Below are 20,647 nucleotides of genomic sequence, written 5' to 3'. Positions count from 1 at the left end.
AGTAAGAATTAATCTTGACTAAAAGACTCGGATTTTCATATAATAGTCCTACCAACCATAAAACGCGTTTTCACAATTTACGATGCTTGAACAGATTTAAATTTTTAACTTAAGTGGGGCTATTATGCGATTGACAACCCGAGGACGCTATGCAGTGACAGCGCTGCTAGATTTGGCATTGCAAGAGCAAAAACATGAATTGGCTGTGTCATTGTCTGATATCGCAAAACGTCAAGAGATTTCTATTTCTTATCTTGAGCAGTTGTTTTCTAAGCTGCGTAAAAAAGGTTTGGTGGTAAGCACTCGTGGGGCATCAGGTGGTTACCATATTGCCAAACCCATCAATGAAATCTCAATTATGAGTATTATTTCAGCAGTTGATGAGTCGGTTGATGCCAGAGCTTGCGAAGGTAAAGGTAACTGCCAAGATGGCGCTATGTGTTTAACCCATGATTTATGGAATGGCTTGTCAGAGCAAATTGAAAATTATCTGTCCACCGTGACATTAGATACGCTTATTAATCGTCAAATTATCCGTGAGATTTCTGAGCGTCAAATTTTGATGGTTGAAGACATGCAGGATAAAAATCAGTCTGCGGTAAAGCCGATGACAGAGGCACCCGTATCGCAACGATCAAAGAAAATCAGCAATAAAGTTAGTAACAACAGCAAAACCTTACAACAAAATTCTGGGGAGAATTTGTTAGCATGAATAAATTAGTCTATTTAGATTATGCCGCGACCACACCAATTGATGAGCAAGTCGCCCAAAAGATGATGAAATACATGACCTTTGATGGCGTGTTTGGTAATCCTGCCTCGCGTTCGCACGGGTTTGGTTGGCAAGCTGAGGAAGCGGTTGAAACTGCCCGTGAGCAAATCGCAGAATTAATCAACGCCGATCCACGTGAAATTGTATTTACTTCAGGGGCTACTGAGTCAGACAATTTGGCGATTAAAGGGGCGGCGCAATTTTATAGTGGTAAAGGTAAACATATCATTACCAGTAAAATTGAACATAAAGCTGTGCTAGACGTCTGCCGTGAATTAGAAACAGAAGGTTTTGAAATTACTTATTTAGACCCACAGCCAAAGACAGGTCTGATCACGGTTGACCAAGTGAAAGAGGCTATTCGTGAAGATACTATTTTAGTGACCCTAATGATGGTTAACAACGAACTTGGCACCCTAACAGATGTTGCGGCGATTGGTGAAATCACACGTGAAAAAGGTATTATTTTTCATGTCGATGCGGCGCAGGCAGCTGGTAAAACTCCGATTGATTTAGAGGAATTAAAAGTTGATTTGATGAGTTTTTCTGCCCATAAAATTTATGGCCCTAAAGGTATTGGTGCTTTATATGTTCGCCGCAAACCACGTGTGCGTCTAAAATCTCAAATGCAAGGTGGTGGTCATGAGCGTGGTATGCGTTCAGGTACTTTGGCAACGCATCAGATTGTGGGGATGGGTGAGGCCTTTGCCATTGCGGGCAAACGTATGGCAGAAGATGAAGCCAGATTGACAAAACTGCGTCAACGTCTGTGGGACGGGTTAAAAGAGCTTGATGAGGTTTATCTTAATGGTGACATCAATCACAGCATTCCAAACATCGTCAACATCAGCTTTAACTTTGTAGAAGGCGAATCGTTGATGATGTCATTGAAAGATTTTGCCGTGTCATCGGGTTCTGCTTGTACGTCAGCGACGCTTGAGCCTTCGTACGTATTACGCGCGCTTGGATTGTCAGATGAGCTTGCTCACAGTTCAATTCGTTTTAGTTTGGGTCGCTATACCACCGAAGAAGATGTTGACCATGCGATTGCTGAGATGCGAACTGCGGTTGAAAAATTACGTGCTTTATCACCGCTTTGGGACATGTATAAAGAAGGCGTTGATTTAAATAGTGTGGAATGGAACGAACATTAATTTGTATTAAAAATTCATTCAATTTAATTAATAATTAAAGATTAGTCAGTTACGTTTGACGTAACCAGCCAAAAGGAAAATGAAATGGCCTACAGTGATAAAGTGCTTGACCATTATGAAAATCCACGCAATGTGGGAAACTTAGATAAAGATGCCAAAAATGTCGGTACCGGTATGGTAGGCGCGCCAGCGTGTGGTGATGTGATGCGCCTGCAAATACAAGTGGGTGATAACGGTATCATTGAAGATGCGCGCTTTAAAACCTATGGCTGTGGTTCAGCTATTGCCTCAAGCTCATTGGTCACAGAATGGCTTAAAGGCAAAACCCTGGATGAAGCTAGCGCAATTAAAAACAAAGATATCGCAGAGGAGCTAGCCTTGCCACCGGTTAAAGTGCACTGCTCAGTGCTGGCAGAAGACGCCATTAAAGCAGCGATTGAAGATTATAAATCTAAAGCCAATGCTTGATTGATTGTGCGATTCTAAAAGTCTTATTGACTCATCCTCAATAAGACTTTGGCTCAGTTACTTAAAGTGAGTCGCTTAAAGATTGAAATTAGTAGATGGGGTAGTAAAGTGATTGAATTATCAAACGATGCAGCTCAACATGTACGCGATTTTTTACAAAACCGTGGTCATGGCGAAGGTATCCGTGTGGGTATCCGTACCGCAGGTTGTTCCGGCTTAGCGTATGTACTGGAATTTGTTGATGAGCCAGACCCTAACGATCAACGTTTTGAAAGTAATGGGGTTAGTGTATTTGTCGATCCAAAAAGCTTAGTTTATCTTAATGGTTTGAAAATGGATTTTGTCAAAGAAGGTCTCAATGAAGGCTTTAAATTTAGTAATCCAAACCAAAAAGGTGAGTGTGGCTGTGGTGAATCTTTCACCGTTTAGTTTTTAATATTTTTTGTCAGTATAGTGATGGCTCGGTAGGGGAAGTTGAAAATGGTTAATTATTTTGAGTTGATGAATGTACCCCAACAATATCAAATTGATATAGCCAAACTTCAGCAGACCCTTCGCCAACTTCAATCTAAGTTCCATCCCGATAACAATCTTGATGCGTCTGTATCTGAGCAAAACCTTTCGCTATCTGCTAATACGGATGGTTTTTTGCGTGAATCAATCGCCAAATTATCCGCACTAAAGCCTGAGCAAGCGTCTGCTATTATTAATGAAGCCTACAATACGCTTAAAAACCCCGATTCTCGCGCGTCACATTTATTGGCACTCAAAGGCATTTCACAATCTATTAATCAGCCGATTCGTGATTTGGACTTTCTAGACGATGCCATGTCATTTCGCATCGATTTAGACGATGCTGATGGCCAAAGTATTACCTTGCTTAGCAAAAAACTTACCGAATGGCTAAATAATTATCAACTTGCTTTTGACGAAGTTTATCAAAAAATTGATAACTCAGATGCAGCTGAGGCCAATGATGATGCCTTAACCAAGCAAGCGATAGATATCATTCAAAAACTGCAGTTTTTGGTTAAACTGCAAGCAGATGTGGCAAAAACCACCGATGAATTAGCCAAGCAAAATTTTGATAATGATGACGATTTGTATGTGTAATTCATGATTAAAGGGTAAGCCGTCCTAGCATTGGTTAATTTATTTGGTTTATCATATTTTTAATTTATAATACCATCCGTTTTGACTTTCAATAAAGATACAACCTAAGCTAAAGATATAACCTAGGCTGGTTTTATTTTCAAATTATTTTTTCTATTTTTAATTGGTCCAATTTATGTCGTTATTACAAATCGCTGAACCCAATCAAAGTGCCAAGCCCCATGCGCATCGTTTTGCTTTAGGAATTGATTTAGGAACCACGCGCTCACTGGTAGCGGTAGTCCGTTCAGGCGAGCCACAAGTGATTGGCGATAAAGTTAGTGAGTGTCAATCTAGTGACAATAACGCCAATGACGACAGTCAAATTGCTAATCAGGTAAAAGGTATCGATTGCCAAAAGCTTTTACCCTCGGTGGTGTATTTTGGCTTAGATGACAATGGTAATCCAGAAACTTTGGTAGGTAGTCATGCTGAAGCAATGGCAGAACAAGCACCAAATCATACTGTACGCTCGGTCAAACGGTTTATGGGTCGAAGCATCAAGGATATTAAGTTCAATCATCCCTATGAATTAGTCGGTGATGTGGATGTCATGCCAAGTATCCAAACCCCACAAGGTGCCAAAAATCCTGTTGAAGTATCAAGTATCCTGTTAAAACATCTGTATGATCGGGCAAAATTGGCGTTACCTGACAATAGTATTGTGGGTGCGGTGATTACGGTGCCGGCTTATTTTGATGAAGCACAGCGCCAAGCCACCAAAGATGCGGCTAAATTGGCAGGCATTCATGTGATTCGATTATTAAACGAGCCGACGGCTGCCGCGATGGCGTATGGGCTGAACCAAGCACAAGACGAAGCGTATCATCTCATTTATGATTTGGGCGGCGGCACGTTTGATGTATCGGTGTTAAAGCTCAATCATGGTGTATATGAAGTGCTGGCAACGGGCGGTAATAGCGCACTGGGTGGCGATGATATTGACCGCTTGATCGCTAATTGGCTCATTCAACAAACAGGCCTGTATCCTTCAAGCATTGATAACCATCAAAAACAACTGCTAAACGTACAGGCTCGCACGCTTAAAGAGCAGTTGTCAAAAGCAGACCAAGTGACTGCCGAAGTTTCACTGAACGGTCAAACTTTTGACATTGTGTTAAACCAAAGCAATCTTCGTCAAATCATCCAGCCAGTGACTGACCGTACATTAGCGGTGTGTGCGCGAGTGTTACGTGATGCTGGACTTGAGACGTCTCAGCTTGATGAAGTGGTATTGGTAGGTGGTTCCACACGAATGCCATTGATTCAGCAAATCGTGGCAGAAACGTTTAACCAATCGCCACTGTCACGCATCAATCCCGATGAAGTCGTCGCGTTAGGCGCAGCCAAATATGCCGACCAATTAATCGGACAACAGCAAAATACGGTATTGCTGCTTGATGTCACGCCTTTATCTTTAGGGCTTGAGACCATGGGCGGTCTCACTGAAGTGATTATTCCGCGTAACACGCCCATTCCTGTGACGCGTAAACAGGTATTTACAACCTATCAAGATAACCAAAATGGTATGATTATCCATGTGGTACAAGGTGAACGCGATACGGTGGCTGACAATCGCTCGTTAGGGCAGTTTAAACTGACTGACATTCCAGCGATGAAAGCAGGGTTGGCGCGTATCGAAGTCACTTTTCAAATTGATGCTAATGGTCAGTTAACCGTCTGGGCTAAAGAGTTGACAACGGGAAAAGCAAGCCAAATTCAAGTCAAGCCGTCTTATGGGTTGTCAGAAGATGAGCAGGAAAAAATGCTCAAAGCAGGCTTTGATTTTGCCATGCAAGATCGACTGCAACGTAGCTTGATTGAAAGTCAAGTAGAAGCAAAACGAGAATTGTTGGCGCTAGCATCTGCGCTTGCAGAATTTGGCTTTTTGTTAAGCGATGAGCAGAAAAATACGCTGCAAACCTCGATGGCTGATGTTCAACAGGCGATTGATGGTGCTGAACAAGCCCAGTTAGAAACAGCGAGCGCGCAGCTAAAAGTTCATAGTGATGATTTTGCTGCACTTATCATGAACCAAGCGGTCAATGAAACCATGAAAGGCACTTCAACCGCGGATTGGTCAAATTAATTTTGAATACATAAGACTATTAATCGTTAAGAGATTGCTATGCCAAAAATTACTGTATTACCGCATCACCAAATTTGCCCTACTGGCGCAGAGATTGAACTCAATGAAGGCGATAATCTATGCCGTGGTTTGCTAGAAAAAGGCGTGAAAATTGAGCATGCTTGTGATATGTCAAAAGCTTGTACTACTTGCCATGTTATCGTGCGAAAAGGGTTTAATAGCTTGGAGGAAATGGACGATATCGAAGCTGATTTGCTAGATCGTGCTTGGGGGCTAGAGCCAGATTCAAGACTGTCTTGCCAAGTCATCATTGAAGATCAAGATTTGACGATTGAAATTCCAAAATATACCATCAATCACGCCTCTGAAAATCATTAATACCAACCGATAAAAAAAGGCTTACTAATCATGGTTAGTAAGCCTTTTTTGATGGCGCTACGTATCGCTAAACACTCTTTATTGCTAGAACAAGGCGCTGACTCATTCAGCGCATATTTATTCATAGCATATTATGGCGCAGCAGTCTGCGGTTTAACCGTGACTTTAGTGATGGATTTTAAGTATGCTAAATAATCCTCAAACTGAGACTGACCGATATTTTCGCGCACGATTTGGGCAGTTTGTTGTTTGACTTCGGGTGTGATTTGCGCGTTGTCATTGCTAATAACCCCACCAACAATCACGCTCGCACCCGATACAGTAGGCCGCGTCATGACCGCTAGTTGATTGTTCACAGCAGGTTGACTAAATGCCACACCACGCTCGTCATCGCTGAGTTTGCTGTCTTGTCGAGTCACAATCCCCAAATCTTGGAATGGGGTACCCGCCGCCGCAATTGAATTGGCTTGTTTGACTTTGGCAGCGATGGCATTGGCCTCTGCCACGGCTAAACTTTTTGCTTTCTCTTCAATAAGTTTGGCTTTAATAACCGGCTCGGCTTCTGCTTGTGTCATGAGTTTGCTAGTGCGGTGATTGGTTGATTGCAGCCATACCACTTTATCAGAGACATCAATACCGACTGATACACTGCCTTCTTGCAGCGCGAGTGGCTCAAATGCCGCCGCTACAATGGCAGGTTGATTGAGAGCAGACGAGTTATTGGTTTTAGGGTAGTTTTTAATCGATTTGGCGGTTAATTTATAGCGATTGGCAAGCTCAGTGATAGTAGCGCCAGCAACTGCGTCATTATTGATTTTACCAATCAAATCTTGATAGGCGGCTTCACGCTTTTGCGCCATAATTTGTTCGGTTAACACAGGTGCCAAGCTTTCAATGGTTGGTGGGGTTTGACCATTGATTTTTACCAATTTGAATAAATGATAGCCATAGTTGGTTTTGATGGGGCTCGTGACTTGACCGACTTTTAGGGTCTTGATTTGGGTCATGATGGTGTCATAATCATTGGGGAACATCGACTGGGTAATCGGACCGATATTGCCGCCATCGTTTTTACTGCCTTCATCTTGCGAGTACTGTTTGGCAAGCGCTGCAAAATCCGCTTGATTGGCATCAAGTTTACTTTTTAATGAGGTTAAGGTGGCTTGTGCTTGAGCGCCATTCATCAAAATCATTGCCAATTCGTATTCGGTCTGGTTGTTGCTATTTTTCAAATAGCTTTGATACTGTTGCTGCAATTCCTGAGCCGTTGGGGCAGCAACAGGCAGGGTATTTTTATTGAGTTCTAAATAAGTTAAATCCACCATATCACTAGATTTAAGTGTCGCTTGGTTTTTTTGATAATAACTTGCAATCTCTTGCGGCGTTACTTGTACCTGCGGCGCAAAGCTGTGCCAGTCCAAACGCAGCACTTGCACAGGGCGAGACTCAGACTGCATTGACATAAGTTTATCAATACTCCCTTGCGCAAAAATCCCTGTATTAATAATACCGCGGCTAAAGGCAGTCACTAACAAGTCTTGACGAACCGAATCAAATAATTGTTCTTTGGTCATGCCGCGACTGGTTAAATAGCTAGCAAACAATTCATTAGAAAATTTTCCGCTAGCGTCTTGAAAGGTTTTTTCAGCCATCAACATTTGGGTGATGGTGGCATCTGACACAGTAAAACCAAGCTGGTTGGCTTGGTTGATAATCAAATAACGGTCAATCAAATTGTGCAGCATTTGCTCACGTAATTTATCGCTATTAAGTAGGCTTGCATCGCCATTCACTTGCTCAAGCAACGTTTCGCGGCGATTGTTAATCATGGTTTGCAAGGTAGCATTATCGACATTTAACTCTGCAACTTTGGCGACAGCATTGGGGTCATCTCCGCTACGGACAATTGACTCAAACCCCGTGATGGCTAAAGGAAGTAAAAAAAGAACGAGCAAGGCTTTGCCCATCCAACCTTTTAAAAAATTGCGTAAAGATTCCATATTGCTCACTTGCAGTTTAGATGGATTTATTAAGGATAACTAATCAGGCTAAATAATCAAATCAAACACGATATTATAGGGGAACTGTCCACCAAAATCATTATCTTTCATCAAGTTGGGTAGACAGTTTTAAGATATAGCAAAATAGTAAAAAGGCAGACTGTGAACAGTTTATAAATTTTTAGATAACGCTTTATAAATTCTTAGATAGTTCCGAAATAATAGCGTCAAGGATTTTGAGTCTTGCGGTATATTTATCATCGGTGGCAATCACATACCACGGGCGCTTTTTATGGTGGGTTAAATGAATCATGTCGGAAGCGGCTTGCACGTACTCATGCCATTTGGCGCGGTTACGCCAATCGTCATCGGTAATTTTAAACTGCTTATTTGGTGTCTCTTCACGCGCTTTAAAGCGTTTAAGTTCTTCTTCCTCACTGATAGCGAGCCAAAATTTGACCACAATGGCATTGCTCTGTACCAAGTCGTTTTCAAAGCGATTGATTTCGCCATAAGCACGTTGCCAGTCTGCCTCTTTTGCAAAGCCTTCAATACGCTCAACGAGTACCCGACCATACCAACTACGGTCAAAAATGGTCACTCGGCTATTATGCAGGCGTTGTTTGAGTAAGGCGACGCATTTATTGCGTTTAAATTTTTGCGATAAATACGCTATATCCACATCTGCCATTTCATCATGGGGCAGGCGCGTCCAAAAACGCCACAGATAGGCGTGTTTTAATTCGTCTTCGGTTGGTGCAGAGATAGCGTGGATGGTAAATTCACGCGGGTCGAGTGGTGCAATGATGCGGCGTATCGCGCCGCCTTTGCCTGCCGCATCCATGCCTTCGAAGACAAAGAGGATATGGCGCTGACCTCGCTCACGAATCAGTTCAGCGAGTATATGTTGTTTGCTATGCAGTTGTTTTTTATAATCTGCTTTTTCTAATGCTTGGTTATCGACGTTAACCAACTCATCAATCAGATGGGTTGGTTTAAAAGGCAGTGAGGTGGGTTTAACAGGATTTTCATCCTTTTTAGGGTTAGCTGATTTGTCGGCTTTTTGGTGGTTGTCTTGGGCATCATCGGCTGCAGATAGTTGGTTCATGGCTTGCAGCGCTGCTAATACAACATTCGCAAATTGGATGTTTGAGGCATCGATATCTTGTCCATCTATGTGGTGCCAGCTTGATTGTAACCCCATAAGCTTGCTGCTAAAGCGTTTAAAACGTTTCACGTCTTTTTTTCGAAACCAATCTAAATGGTACAACTGCTCAGGGTCAGGCTCTTCATCGCTCAAGCGTTTTTTTAGGGTTTTGTTATCGACCCAAAACCAGCATTTGACGATATCGGTGTTGTTATTGACCAAATCTTGTTCAAACGCTTCAATGTCTTCAATCATTTGCTGTAAGCGCTGTTCATCTATATCATCACCACAGTCAAACACATAACGAATCAAGTCAGCGTACCAGTTGCCAAAATACACGGCAATTTCACCCTTTCTAGGCAGTTGCCATGTGTGACGCTGCCAAATCGGTTGGTAGCGGCTGGGATGCTGTCCCATAGTGGCGTGAACCTTGATATAGCGTGCGTCCATCCATTCGGTTAGCGCTTTGACCGCTTCGCCTTTGCCCGAATTTTCCATACCATTCACCAAGATTAGTAACCCGCGCGAGTTTTTGCCAGCGCGTTGCTCGCGTAGGGTGGTTTGCTCGGTAATTAAGTCAAAACTTAATTGTGCCTCAAGCGTCGCAGGTGGCGTTTTGTGAGCGTTATCGGTTTTGGCAGATTTGGCAGTGTTATTAGTGGGTGCAGACGCGGCTGTATTATTATTCAAGTTGTTATCTAAGCTATTATCTAAACTGTTGCTATTTTGCGTTGGCATACGACCTTCTTAGGGAAATACCCGAAATTTTGCTAATGACCGCTTCATTTTTTTAAAAGATAGCAGTTATCCTACCGGTGAACAATTTACGATTTGTATTTTTGCTGGATTTACATTAAGGTAATGCGTCACAAAACTTCATTTTACTGTGGGTTTATACAATGGATAAACTGCAGTTTCTCTGTTTTGAATTTAAAAATTTTGCAAAAAAATCGAGGCCCTATGAGCAGCTTAAGCCAATTAGAACAAGATTTAAAACAATTTCGCGCCCTTCCATACCACAGCGATACCCAGTTAGCGCAAAAACTCAGTGAAGTACAAGCCTGGCAACGCGGTCGTATTCATAAAACCCACCAAGCGTTATTTGCCAGCGCCAACAACCAAGCCATGGGGGAATTTTTAATTGACCAACTATATGGGGGCGAAAAATTCAATGTGCTCGCTGAACAGCTAGAGCGCATGGTGCAAAAGGCTGAAAAATTAGAAAAATTTATCCCTGCCAATGCCGTGAGCACAGGGGCAGCCGGTATCATCGAAGCGATTAACGCCATTAAGCTTGATTTACAGCTTGCTCAGTATTTACAAGAAAATCATTTATCCGTGGATGAGCCATCCATGATTAAAGCCTATCAGTCCGTGAATGCAGAGTCGGCAAGACGCCAGCAGATTGCTGACCTCAAACAAATGTGCTATCGCACCGATAAATATCTTAAATCATTTATCTTACAAAAAGCATTTTCACTTGCCAAAGGCACAGCGTACAAAAAAGGCTTTCAGCCATTATATGACTTTATCGCCGAAGGTTTTGCTGCCATTAAACCAATTAAAAGTATTGGTGCATTTATTGAGCCATTTTGTGAAAAAGAGTTGCAAATCATTACCAATGTGCATGCTGGCAAAGAACATCCTTTTGATGTTTAGTGATAAAATAGAAAAAAATTTTGCAGTACCTTTGCGCTTTTAACTTTGCCAATTTTTGATTGGCGATGACCTCACTAGGAAACCACATGAACGACAATAACCATAATTCAATCCAAGACAGCTTGGTAAAAGACAGCCTCCAAGCCAATGACAAGCTCAATAGCCAAGTACAACAGTCACTGACAGCTGACACCACCATCAACCGTCAATTTACTGGCACAGCTGATTTGCCAGAATCTGTGCCGCAAGGTCAGCAGCTCACTCGCCCTGCAACCGCTACCCCAAATGATGCTATCCCCAATGAGTCGTCAGCGCAATCAACTAGCGGTTTTGATAAATCAGCTATCGACAATCCGCATACCGAAGCCACTGATGGTAATGAAGAAACCCATTTTGGCTACAAAACCGTCAAAAAAGCTGAAAAACAACAAAAAGTAGCAGAAGTGTTTACCTCTGTTGCCAAAAAATACGACATCATGAATGATTTAATGTCACTGGGTATTCATCGTCTGTGGAAGCGCTATGCCATCAGCCTAACGGGTGTGCGTGCAGGTCAACGGGTGCTAGATATCGCAGGCGGTACAGGTGACTTGGCGAAAGCCTTTAGTAAAGAGGTCGGTCGCACAGGTCATGTGGTATTGGCCGATATCAATGAAGCGATGCTAGAGGTCGGTCGTGAGCGTCTGCTCAATGCAGGCTGTAGTAACGTCGACTTTGTACTTGCCAACGCTGAGACGCTGGCACCATTTGATGATGAAAGTTTTGATTTGGTGACAATTAGCTTTGGGCTACGCAACGTCACTGACAAAGACGCGGCACTGCGCTCAATGTATCGGGTGCTCAAAAAAGGCGGACGTCTGCTGATTTTAGAATTTTCAAAACCTGTGTTTGAGCCATTTGGTAAAGTGTATGATTTGTATTCATTTACCGCATTGCCACTCATGGGTAAATTGGTGGCGAATGACAGCGAAAGCTATCAGTATTTGGCAGAGTCTATCCGTATGCACCCAGACCAACGCACTTTAAAAGGCATGATGGAAGACGCAGGGTTTGTCAATTGTGACTATAACAACCTAACAGGCGGTATCGTGGCGGTACATCGTGGGTTTAAAAAGTAACTGATGACGAAGAATATAATAGCTCACTGAAATTTATATACTAAAAGAGAATCAGATGTTTATTGTATTACTACTCGCAGGCATTGAAAAAGTGGTTAATCTAGCGATTGCCACTGACCCCATCACCCAAACAGGGTTACAACCGTTATCGGGTAAAGTTTTGCGCCTAGTGATGGCAGAGCCAGCCATTGAATTTGATACGATTTTTAATGATGACCACATTCGCTTTGAACCTGTGACGGTTGATGTTTTTGAACCTAAAGGTAGCGCTGTGGTAAGCAAACCTGATTGTGTTGTCAAAGTAGACAACCCTGTGCATTTGCTCAGTTTGATGGGTGACCCACAAGGCAATCTGCCGATTGAGGGCGATTATAAAGTGCTGATGCAAGTCAAACAGTTAGTCGCCGGGTTTGACCCTGATATCATTGGTAAACTGCAACCGCTGATTGGTCTGCCGATGGCAAGTCAACTGTCTAATCTGTTAGCCAATCTAAAAGGCACAATCGCTACACCTGCCAAAGAGATGTTTGCCGATATTGCCAATATCAGAGACTGGAAAATCAACGATGCAAGTATTGATGCCAATGTAATCCATGAGTTAAAACAACAGCTACTAAAACTGCGGGCGGATATTGAACGTGAACAAGCCAGACTCGATGCCATCAAGCAACAGCAAGCGGCTTTATTGGAAAAGTAGATTGCAAAAGTAAATTTATTGCAAAATTCGCTTTTGCACAATCAAAATGACGGGTTAAATCCCCGTCTTTTTTTTAACCATTAAAAAATTGCTTATATCATGCTAGAATTCCCACCATTGATAAGCTTTCTAACGAGTTGCCAACGTGTTACTAAATCATCGCAAACGTCTTTTACAACTGTGGCGCATTGCCGCTCATTATCGTGTTGATACCCATCTACCTATTGAAGAGACGCCGCAGCTTGAGCCCATTGCCAAACTTATCCGTATGCACCCTGCCAGCTATTTTCAAAAACCTCATCCAGACGGGGTAAGGCTGGCGCTTGAAGAGATGGGCACGCTGTTTTTAAAATTAGGGCAGCTGCTTTCCACGCGTCGTGATTTGGTCACCCCTGAAATTATTGAGCAGTTGGTGCATTTGCAAGACAGGGTGAAACCCTTTAGTGTCGATACGGTTATCGAGCAAATTGAACAATCGACAAAAAAAGGCGGTTTGGGGCAACCTATCAATCAGCTATTTGCTAGATTTGATGGCACACCGTTAGCGGCGGCATCTATCGCCCAAGTACACACCGCACGCCTGCATGATGGGCGTGAAGTGGTGGTCAAAGTCGTTCGCCCAACCATCCGTGAACAGATTATTGAAGATTTTGAATTATTGCGAGATTTGGCAGGGTGGGCGTCAGCACGGATTGAAGCGGCGCGTGCCGTACATATTATCGATATCGTTGAAGATTATCGGCAAGTCTTGCTCAATGAGCTTGATTTAACCCTTGAAGCTGCCAATACCACCCAAATGCGCAACAACTTTTTGGGTTCATCGATGATGTATGTGCCTGAAGTGTATCAAGCCAGCAAAAACATCATGGTGATGGAGCGCATTGTTGGGGTGCCGATTTCGCAAACCCAAGTATTTGATGCGCTTGGATATGATAGGGCGGCACTTGCGGCAAAAGGATTAACGATTTTTTTCACCCAAGTGTTTCGAGATAATTTCTTTCATGCCGATATGCACCCTGGCAATGTGTTTGTTGAAACGCTGCCAGCCGATACCCCAAGTCCCAATCCCCGCTATATTGCCCTTGATTGCTCAATCGTGGGCGAGCTATCTAAAGCTGACCAAATGATTGTGGCAAGGCTTTTATTATCGGTAATGAACAATAACTTTACCGGTCTAGTGGATATCATTGCTCGGGCAGGCTGGATTCCACCCAATACCGATAAGTACGCCCTCATGCGCGATATGCGCCGCACCGTGTCACCGATGATTAGTAAGCCAATCAACGACATTGATTTTGCAGGTGTGCTCATGTCGGTGCTTGATATTGCGCGTCGCTATCATTTGGATATACCGCCGCAGTTGATGCTGCTGCTTAAAACGTTAGTGCATGTGGAAGGTCTAGGACGGGATTTATACCCTGAGCTTGATATCTGGTCGCTCGCCAAACCGATTTTGACAGGCTGGGTGAAGCAGCAATTTGACCCGATGCAAAAAATTGGCGAGCTACGCAAGCAATTACCTGAACTGTTACTGAGTCTCAATGACATGCCACAATTGCTAGATAATAGTTTGCAAAGTCTATCAAATCTGGGGGGGCACCAAGATCAGCAGCTGCGTGAAATACAGCAAATTCGCTCAGATATGCTCAAAAGTCGTCAGCAGGATTGGCTTGCGGTGCTTGGGTTTGTGGGTGCTTTATTCATCGCGCAAATGATCGCCAGTCATGCCGTTTGGCAGGTGAGTAGCTGGCTTGCGCCAATTTTTTATGTGATTGCAGTGGTGTTTGTATTATGGCGGTTATTAAATTAGCGACTTAAGCATGCTTCATATAATGATCGGCTAGCAGTTTGACAATCGTAGGGATAAAGGGTTTTGCCAAATCATGTCCCATGTCTTTAATCAAATGAAACTCACTGTGCGCAATCGCTTTGGCAATCGCCCGACCATGCGCCGATGGCACCAGCCCATCTTTTTCCCCATGAATGATAATGGTCGGCTGTTTGATTTTTTGGTCGAATTTAACAATAGAGCCAGTGGCTAATATTGCTTGCAGCTGCTGAAGCGCGCCACGGGGATGATAACTACGTTCAAACCGCAAGCGAATGAGCCGTTCTACTTCCTCTTCATCCACATGATTGGGCGAGCCGATACGCTGCATACACCACACGCCGTATGCGACCACGTCATCAATTTGGGTGGTTTTGGGATGTGACAGTAGGGTTTGCAACTGCTTTGGCTTGGTGGGTGGTAAAAATGGCTTGTTGTTACTGGTAAACATGAGACCCAGTGTCGACACGCGTTTTGGGTATTTGGCAGCCAAAATTTGCGCAATCATCCCGCCCATAGATGCCCCCACCACATACACATTGTTCAACGCTAACTTATCAAGCAAGCGGCGGGTATCTTCGACCATGTCAAATAAGTTATACGCCACAGGAAAATGACGGTTCGTCAAACCCACTTGCATACGCAGCATCATTTTGACATTGTTGACGGGAAAACGGGGGAAGGGTCGGGCGATTTTTGAGGATAGCCCGATATCACGATTGTCAAAACGAATCACAAAAAAGCCTGCGTCAATCAAGCCTTTGACAAAACTATCTGGCCAAAACACCAACTGCGAGCCTAAGCCCATAATCAGTAGCAAGGGCGGATGATCAGGATTGCCACCAACTTCAACACACAGTTGTAATTCATCACCGATATCAATTATGGCACTTTGCATAAAGTCCGTAATCACTGAGGGTTCAAAATTAAATTTGGCTAAATCCATAATTTATTCCAAAAATATCAATCTGCTAGTGGGATGTTGAATGAACTTGCCGCATTAGATGACTCGTTGCACGAGCGTGGCAACTAATATAGTTACTAAGACAGCCAATCCGCCACTTGCTTGGTTAACGTTAAGCGCTGTTTTGCTGCTTCTTTACCGGCTAATACAAATCCTAAAATGCTATTAGAGTCATCTTTTGGGTGGGCGGTCATGACCATTCCATCAGTGGTTTGGGTCGTTTGCCAATACAGTTGATCATCACTGTACTGCCCCGATACAGGTAATACCACCAAAGGTAAACTAGGTGTTTTGATAGCCACTGGCATGGCAGGATACGCCACTTTAGTCGGTGCCATGTGGGGTTCAGCCAGGGTTTTTGCCAACGCTTTGGCTTGGTTCATCAATGGCATGACATAGGGCATATAGCTGCCCATCACGTTGGCACAATCGCCAATGGCATAAATATGCTTGGCTGATGTGGCTAGGTACGCATCGACCTTGATGCCTTGCTGCACGGTTCTTGGCAAATGGGTTATTGTAGGATTGATGTGCTGTGACGATGCTATGGCAATGTTCGCTGATGCGGCAAGGTCAGTATTAGCCACCAAACCAATCGCTATCAAAACAATATCCGCTTCAAAAGTTTGTGATTGCTTATCCCTGTCAAATGAGATGGTCACGGTTGCATTATCGCTTGTGTCAATATTTGTATTAACGTTTGTCGTGATACTGGTGATATCAGTGCCTAAATAAAATGTCACCCCTGACTGAGTCAAAGCGTCTTGTAGCATGATACTTGCTTGGCTAGGGAGTTGCTGAGCCAGTGGGCGTGCCGCTTTATCAAACACTGCCACTGTGATGTCAGCGGTCGGGTTAGCTGGATTTTGACCAATCAAATCATTGGCAAATTCACAACCAATCAACCCTGCACCAATAATCGCTACCTTAATGGGCGCTGATTTTTGAGATTTTAGGGTGTTTAGACGCTGCTGAAAGCTTTTATATTCATCTAAATGATTGACGGCAAAAATGGTTTGATGATTGACCGCTAGATTGGGTAACAGTCTAGAATGCGCGCCTGTCGCCAATACCAAATCTCGATAAGCAAGCGTTGTTTGAGACGCTTCATTGACTAACGAGCGAACCACAATGACTTGTTCATCGGTATTAATATCAGTGACTTGATGAAAATTTAATAGGGTCAAGTTTAACGTTTCTGCCATTTTTGCCGCGCTCGCATTGGCGATGGTGTCGGCAAGTTTGTTTTGCGCATAGGCATTTGACAAGGTTGGCTTGGCGTAGCTATCACCACTGTCTTGACACACCATGACGATAGGCAAGCTAGTCGTTAGCTTTCTGAGCTCACGCGCTAGCGTATAGCCCGCCATGCCTGAACCAATAATAATTACAGGTTGTGGTTGTGTATTTGATAGTTGCGCAATAGGCGCGTCATTTGAACTGATACTGTCTAAGCTTATACTATTGTCACTGGCACTATCGACACTCGCACTATCGACATTGTTAGTTGATTGCATGATAAAACCCTATTTATTTATTATAGTTCAATCATTTCAAAGTCCACTTTGCTAACCCCACATTCAGGGCAAGTCCAATCTTCGGGAATATCTTCCCAGCGTGTGCCCGGAAGGATGCCTTCTTCTGGGCAGCCCAATGCCTCATCATACACCCAACCACACACGATACATTGATATTTTTTCATTGATAACTTTCCCTATATTAGTGGTAACTTTTGCTATTGAAGATAAGGATAAAAATTGCAATTACAATGCCGAGCAGTATGTTAACCATGCAAAACTCACGCAATCATCTAAAATTTAACTTGCGATAGTTTACAAGTATGCACTGAAACAAGCAAGCCAATGACAGACAACATTCAATCCCATATCGTAAATCTTTAAATCAGTTTGCCCAAGCCTAGCCTATTAATATGGTTAAAGTAAATACTTAATGCCATCCATGACCTTGATTGGCTCAGCAGGAAAAAATTGCTAGAATGAGGCACGCTTGAGCAATTTTTATTTAATTTTTACTTAATACTTAATTTTACTTAATTTTTTACTTAACTGGGTCAATCCTATGCAATCGACTATCACCCCTGATTCAACACACCCATTTTGGCAAATCATCAGAGTGGTACCTGATTTTCCCAAACAAGGCATTGCGTTTTATGATATCACGCCATTATTGCGCGCTCACGTCAATGCGGTAATCGATGCGTTACTGGCAGCGATACCACAGCCAGTATTTGAGGCGGTTGATTGCTTTGGCGCCATTGAAGCGCGGGGGTTTATTTTTGCTAGTCTGTTGGCGGGTCGAACAGGCAAAGGCATGGTATTGGTACGCAAGGAAGGCAAGCTGCCACCGCCTGTGGCGAATAAAAGCTATGCCCTAGAGTATGGTAGTGATACTTTAGAGATGCAGGCGGGACTTGCGCCGGCGAATGTGTTGTTGGTGGACGATATATTGGCGACAGGCGGTACTTTGAGCGCCGCGGTGGGGCTTTGTGAAGCCGCAGGGCATCAGGTGTTAGGCGCACTTGTACTGCTTGATTTGGTGAATTTGCATCAACCGCTAGATATGCCACTTTATACCGTGTTGCAAGCTAAAGGCTAATGGGGTGGCATAGGGCTAATCATGATTAAAGAACATGATTAGCCGCTAACAAAAATTTAATGAACTAAGCTTCATTCATCAAAGTTTTAATGAATAAAGCTTTAATTAACAAAGCTTAGTTAATCAAGCCTCTCAAGGTTTGCTCTAACGCTTCTCGAGCTTGGATAAAGCCTTCAATACCAGCAGATAATAATTCTTGGCTGATAGGATCAAGCGCATGTTGTTCGGCAAATTGTGTCTCATCGAGGGTTTGTTTTTTGAGGTCAATAAATTTCATGTCTGGGAATAGCTGACGCTCGACTTTGACGTCCATCGTGGCAAGTTGGTCTAGCAAATCAGGCGCAATCGTTAATAAGTCACAACCTGCCAAAGCTAATATTTGCTCAATGCTACGAAAACTCGCGCCCATGATTTGGGTGGTGTAGCCATGCTGTTTGAAGTAATGATAGATAGTTTTGACTGAGCTCACGCCTTTATCACGGCTGATTTCGATGCTATCGAGTCCTTCGTCTTTTTTCTGCCAATCCAAAATCCGTCCGACAAATGGCGAGATTAAGGTAACATCGGCATCGGCACAGGCTTTGGCTTGGTGCAAGCCAAATAGCAGCGTCACATTACAATGGATACCTTGTTGCTCTAACGCTTTGGCGGCTTGAATGCCTTCCCACGTGCCAGCGATTTTGATGAGTACGCGTTTTTTATCAATCCCAGCGGCTTCATACGCTTTGATAAATTGCTGCGCTTTGACAATTGTGCCATCGGTATCATAAGACAACCTTGCGTCAACTTCAGTGGAAACACGACCATCAATCAGTTTTAAAATTTCGGTGCCGATATAAATGGTGAGCTCATCAATCACCGCGTCGATATCATTGGGGTATTTTTTTAATGTCTCAATTAAAATAGGCTGCATTTGTGGCGCTGACAGTGCCTTGGTAATCAAGCTTGGGTTAGTGGTCGCATCGACTGGTTTTAAGCGGGCAATCGCTTGCAAATCCCCAGTATCTGCCACAATGGTTGTCATCATTTTTAGTTGGTTTAAGCTGCTCGTCATGTACTTTCCTAAATGTCAAATTGCTGCATGTCACTGATAACCTATCACCGACAAAATAGTATGGTTTCATTCAATATTGTTTAACCTATGTCAAAAGCTATCACAAACATTGTGACAATCGCTAGTTTTTTTTCTATTTTGCCAGTATTTGTTGAGCGTCAAGCAGAAAAATCCAATTTTTTTTAGGGTATGCCAAAAATATTGTGTCTATATCAATAATTGTGATGAAAAAGCGCCGAGCGAAACTCGATTAACAGGCGTGATTTGTGCTAGTATTAGGCAATTTCTGCTATAAAGCCATTTGGTAACTTTATATATTTCAAGGTATATTTCAAGCTAGGCTGCCTGTGATTTATGACCCTCAATCCTATCGCGCAGGTCAGTGTTGACTGTTGAGTTGTAATTTTATGAATGAACAAACGATGAGCAATGATGAATTAATGGGACTTCGCCAAAAAATCGATGAAGTGGATGAAAAAATCCAGCGATTAATCAACGAGCGAGCAGGCTATGCGGTGCAAGTAGCCAAAGCCAAAAAGACGCAAGAGGACAATCCGATTTTTTATCGCCCAGAGCGGGAAGCACAGGTGCTAAAAAAAGTGATGGCGCGTAATGAGGGTCCACTCCCTGCCGATAAAATGGCACGTTTATTCCGCGAAATTATGTCAGTGTGTTTAGACTTAGAAGCGCCACAAAAAATTGCTTATCTGGGTCCTGCAGGCACCTTTACCCACATGGCAGCGCTGAAGCATTTTGGTAAAGCTGCCACGACAGTGCCGCTATCGACGATTGCTGATGTGTTTCGTGAAGTGGAAGCCGGCTCTGCCATGTATGGCGTCGTCCCTGTGGAAAATTCGTCAGAAGGGGTGGTCAACCATACGCTTGATGGTTTTTTATCCTCCGATCTAAAAATCATTGGTGAGGTAGAATTACCGGTGCATCATCAATTTTTGGTGGGTGAGCATACCAAAGTGGGCGCAATTTCAAAAATTTATGCCCACAGCCAAGCGCTTGCCCAATGCCGCCAATGGTTAGATACCCATTATCCCAATGTCGAGCGTGTGGCGGTCTCTAGCAATGGTGAAGCGGCGCGCCGTATCAAAAATGAGTGGCACTCAGCCGCCATTGCAGGGGAAGTGGCAGCAAGCGAATATAATTTGCACAAACTATTTGAAAATATCGAAGATACCCCGTCCAATACCACCCGTTTCTTAATCATTGGCCGCGAAGCAGTAGCGCCGTCAGGTCAAGATAAAACCTCGATTTTAGTGGCAGCCAAAGATCAGGCGGGTGCGCTGATTCAAATACTGCAGCCACTAGCAAAACATGGGGTATCGATGACCAGTATCGAAACCCGCCCAGAGCGTCCAAACAAATGGGCGTATGTGTTCTTTATTGATATGCTCGGTCATATTGACGATGCCAATATGCAAGCAGCGCTCGCTGAGATTCGCCCGCAAGTCAAAGATTTACGGGTATTAGGCGCTTATCCAAAAGCGGTGATTTAACCGTTTTTGGCAATAAATTTTTATCAGTATCAATCATCAACTA

General features: G+C 43.4%; 18 protein-coding genes and 1 pseudogene. 13 read left to right on the top strand and 6 right to left on the bottom strand.

Annotation, left to right across the window (positions count from 1 at the left end; all coding sequences use genetic code 11):
• Positions 1-124 precede the first annotated feature (124 nt).
• The 7 genes and pseudogenes from ACAM37_RS05115 to fdx all read left to right on the top strand — a co-directional run.
• Positions 125-556, top strand: a pseudogene (locus tag ACAM37_RS05115) (Rrf2 family transcriptional regulator); the annotation flags it as partial.
• Positions 557-708: 152 nt separating this feature from the next.
• The gene (locus ACAM37_RS05110; RefSeq protein ID WP_369626774.1) at positions 709-1,926 is read left to right on the top strand and encodes an IscS subfamily cysteine desulfurase; all 1,218 of its coding nucleotides are present in this window, start codon (positions 709-711) and stop codon (positions 1,924-1,926) included.
• Positions 1,927-2,010: 84 nt separating this feature from the next.
• Positions 2,011-2,394 (top strand): Fe-S cluster assembly scaffold IscU, encoded by a 384-nt coding sequence (gene iscU, locus ACAM37_RS05105; protein WP_050324430.1) that lies wholly within the window; start codon positions 2,011-2,013, stop codon positions 2,392-2,394.
• A gap of 108 nt (positions 2,395-2,502) precedes the next feature.
• Positions 2,503-2,823, top strand: coding sequence for an iron-sulfur cluster assembly protein IscA (gene iscA / locus ACAM37_RS05100; protein WP_065252641.1), 321 nt, complete (start codon positions 2,503-2,505; stop codon positions 2,821-2,823).
• Between the two features lie 51 nt (positions 2,824-2,874).
• Entirely contained in the window at positions 2,875-3,507 is a 633-nt protein-coding gene (locus ACAM37_RS05095; protein WP_369626773.1) for a Fe-S protein assembly co-chaperone HscB, read from the top strand.
• Between the two features lie 175 nt (positions 3,508-3,682).
• Entirely contained in the window at positions 3,683-5,635 is a 1,953-nt protein-coding gene (gene hscA / locus ACAM37_RS05090) for a Fe-S protein assembly chaperone HscA (protein WP_369626772.1), read from the top strand.
• A gap of 39 nt (positions 5,636-5,674) precedes the next feature.
• Positions 5,675-6,013, top strand: a complete 339-nt coding sequence (gene fdx / locus ACAM37_RS05085; protein ID WP_036597564.1) for an ISC system 2Fe-2S type ferredoxin — start codon at positions 5,675-5,677, stop codon at positions 6,011-6,013.
• 131 nt (positions 6,014-6,144) lie between these two features.
• On the opposite strand, the gene ACAM37_RS05080 is transcribed toward fdx, so the two are convergent.
• Positions 6,145-8,013 (bottom strand): SurA N-terminal domain-containing protein, encoded by a 1,869-nt coding sequence (locus ACAM37_RS05080; protein ID WP_369626771.1) that lies wholly within the window; start codon positions 8,011-8,013, stop codon positions 6,145-6,147.
• Positions 8,014-8,206: 193 nt separating this feature from the next.
• Positions 8,207-9,898 (bottom strand): ATPase, encoded by a 1,692-nt coding sequence (locus ACAM37_RS05075; protein WP_369626770.1) that lies wholly within the window; start codon positions 9,896-9,898, stop codon positions 8,207-8,209.
• Positions 9,899-10,120: 222 nt separating this feature from the next.
• Between ACAM37_RS05075 and ACAM37_RS05070 the strand changes: the two genes are divergently transcribed.
• The 4 genes from ACAM37_RS05070 (at position 10,121) to ACAM37_RS05055 (ending at position 14,444) form a co-directional block, all read left to right on the top strand.
• Entirely contained in the window at positions 10,121-10,819 is a 699-nt protein-coding gene (locus ACAM37_RS05070) for a DUF8198 family protein (protein ID WP_007116680.1), read from the top strand.
• A gap of 86 nt (positions 10,820-10,905) precedes the next feature.
• Complete coding sequence (ubiE, locus tag ACAM37_RS05065; protein ID WP_369626769.1) at positions 10,906-11,937, top strand: bifunctional demethylmenaquinone methyltransferase/2-methoxy-6-polyprenyl-1,4-benzoquinol methylase UbiE; 1,032 nt, start codon at positions 10,906-10,908, stop codon at positions 11,935-11,937.
• 55 nt (positions 11,938-11,992) lie between these two features.
• Positions 11,993-12,634, top strand: coding sequence for a hypothetical protein (locus ACAM37_RS05060; RefSeq protein WP_369626768.1), 642 nt, complete (start codon positions 11,993-11,995; stop codon positions 12,632-12,634).
• Positions 12,635-12,779: 145 nt separating this feature from the next.
• Positions 12,780-14,444, top strand: coding sequence for an ABC1 kinase family protein (locus ACAM37_RS05055; RefSeq protein WP_369626767.1), 1,665 nt, complete (start codon positions 12,780-12,782; stop codon positions 14,442-14,444).
• Positions 14,445-14,448: 4 nt separating this feature from the next.
• On the opposite strand, the gene ACAM37_RS05050 is transcribed toward ACAM37_RS05055, so the two are convergent.
• The 3 genes from ACAM37_RS05050 to rubA form a co-directional block, all read right to left on the bottom strand.
• Positions 14,449-15,408, bottom strand: a complete 960-nt coding sequence (locus ACAM37_RS05050) for an alpha/beta fold hydrolase (protein WP_312523073.1) — start codon at positions 15,406-15,408, stop codon at positions 14,449-14,451.
• Positions 15,409-15,503: 95 nt separating this feature from the next.
• Positions 15,504-16,943, bottom strand: coding sequence for an FAD-dependent oxidoreductase (locus tag ACAM37_RS05045; RefSeq protein ID WP_369626766.1), 1,440 nt, complete (start codon positions 16,941-16,943; stop codon positions 15,504-15,506).
• A 20-nt stretch (positions 16,944-16,963) separates the two neighbouring features.
• Positions 16,964-17,128, bottom strand: coding sequence for a rubredoxin RubA (gene rubA, locus ACAM37_RS05040; RefSeq protein ID WP_036589380.1), 165 nt, complete (start codon positions 17,126-17,128; stop codon positions 16,964-16,966).
• Between the two features lie 377 nt (positions 17,129-17,505).
• Here rubA and ACAM37_RS05035 point away from each other — a divergent pair, with 377 nt between their 5' ends.
• On the top strand, positions 17,506-18,042 hold the full coding sequence (locus ACAM37_RS05035; RefSeq protein WP_312114429.1) for an adenine phosphoribosyltransferase: 537 nt from the start codon (positions 17,506-17,508) through the stop codon (positions 18,040-18,042).
• 115 nt (positions 18,043-18,157) lie between these two features.
• Here the strand turns inward: ACAM37_RS05035 and ACAM37_RS05030 are convergent, their stop codons facing one another.
• Complete coding sequence (locus ACAM37_RS05030; protein ID WP_369626765.1) at positions 18,158-19,096, bottom strand: transaldolase; 939 nt, start codon at positions 19,094-19,096, stop codon at positions 18,158-18,160.
• 407 nt (positions 19,097-19,503) lie between these two features.
• Between ACAM37_RS05030 and pheA the strand changes: the two genes are divergently transcribed.
• Positions 19,504-20,604, top strand: a complete 1,101-nt coding sequence (pheA, locus tag ACAM37_RS05025; RefSeq protein ID WP_096488894.1) for a prephenate dehydratase — start codon at positions 19,504-19,506, stop codon at positions 20,602-20,604.
• The last annotated feature ends 43 nt before the right edge of the window (positions 20,605-20,647 follow it).

This window comes from Moraxella sp. K23 (assembly GCF_041154765.1).
Taxonomy (GTDB): Bacteria; Pseudomonadota; Gammaproteobacteria; order Pseudomonadales; family Moraxellaceae; genus Faucicola; species Faucicola tetraodonis.
Note: the sequence above shows the minus strand (reverse complement) of the source record. Positions and strands in the feature narration are given on the sequence as shown.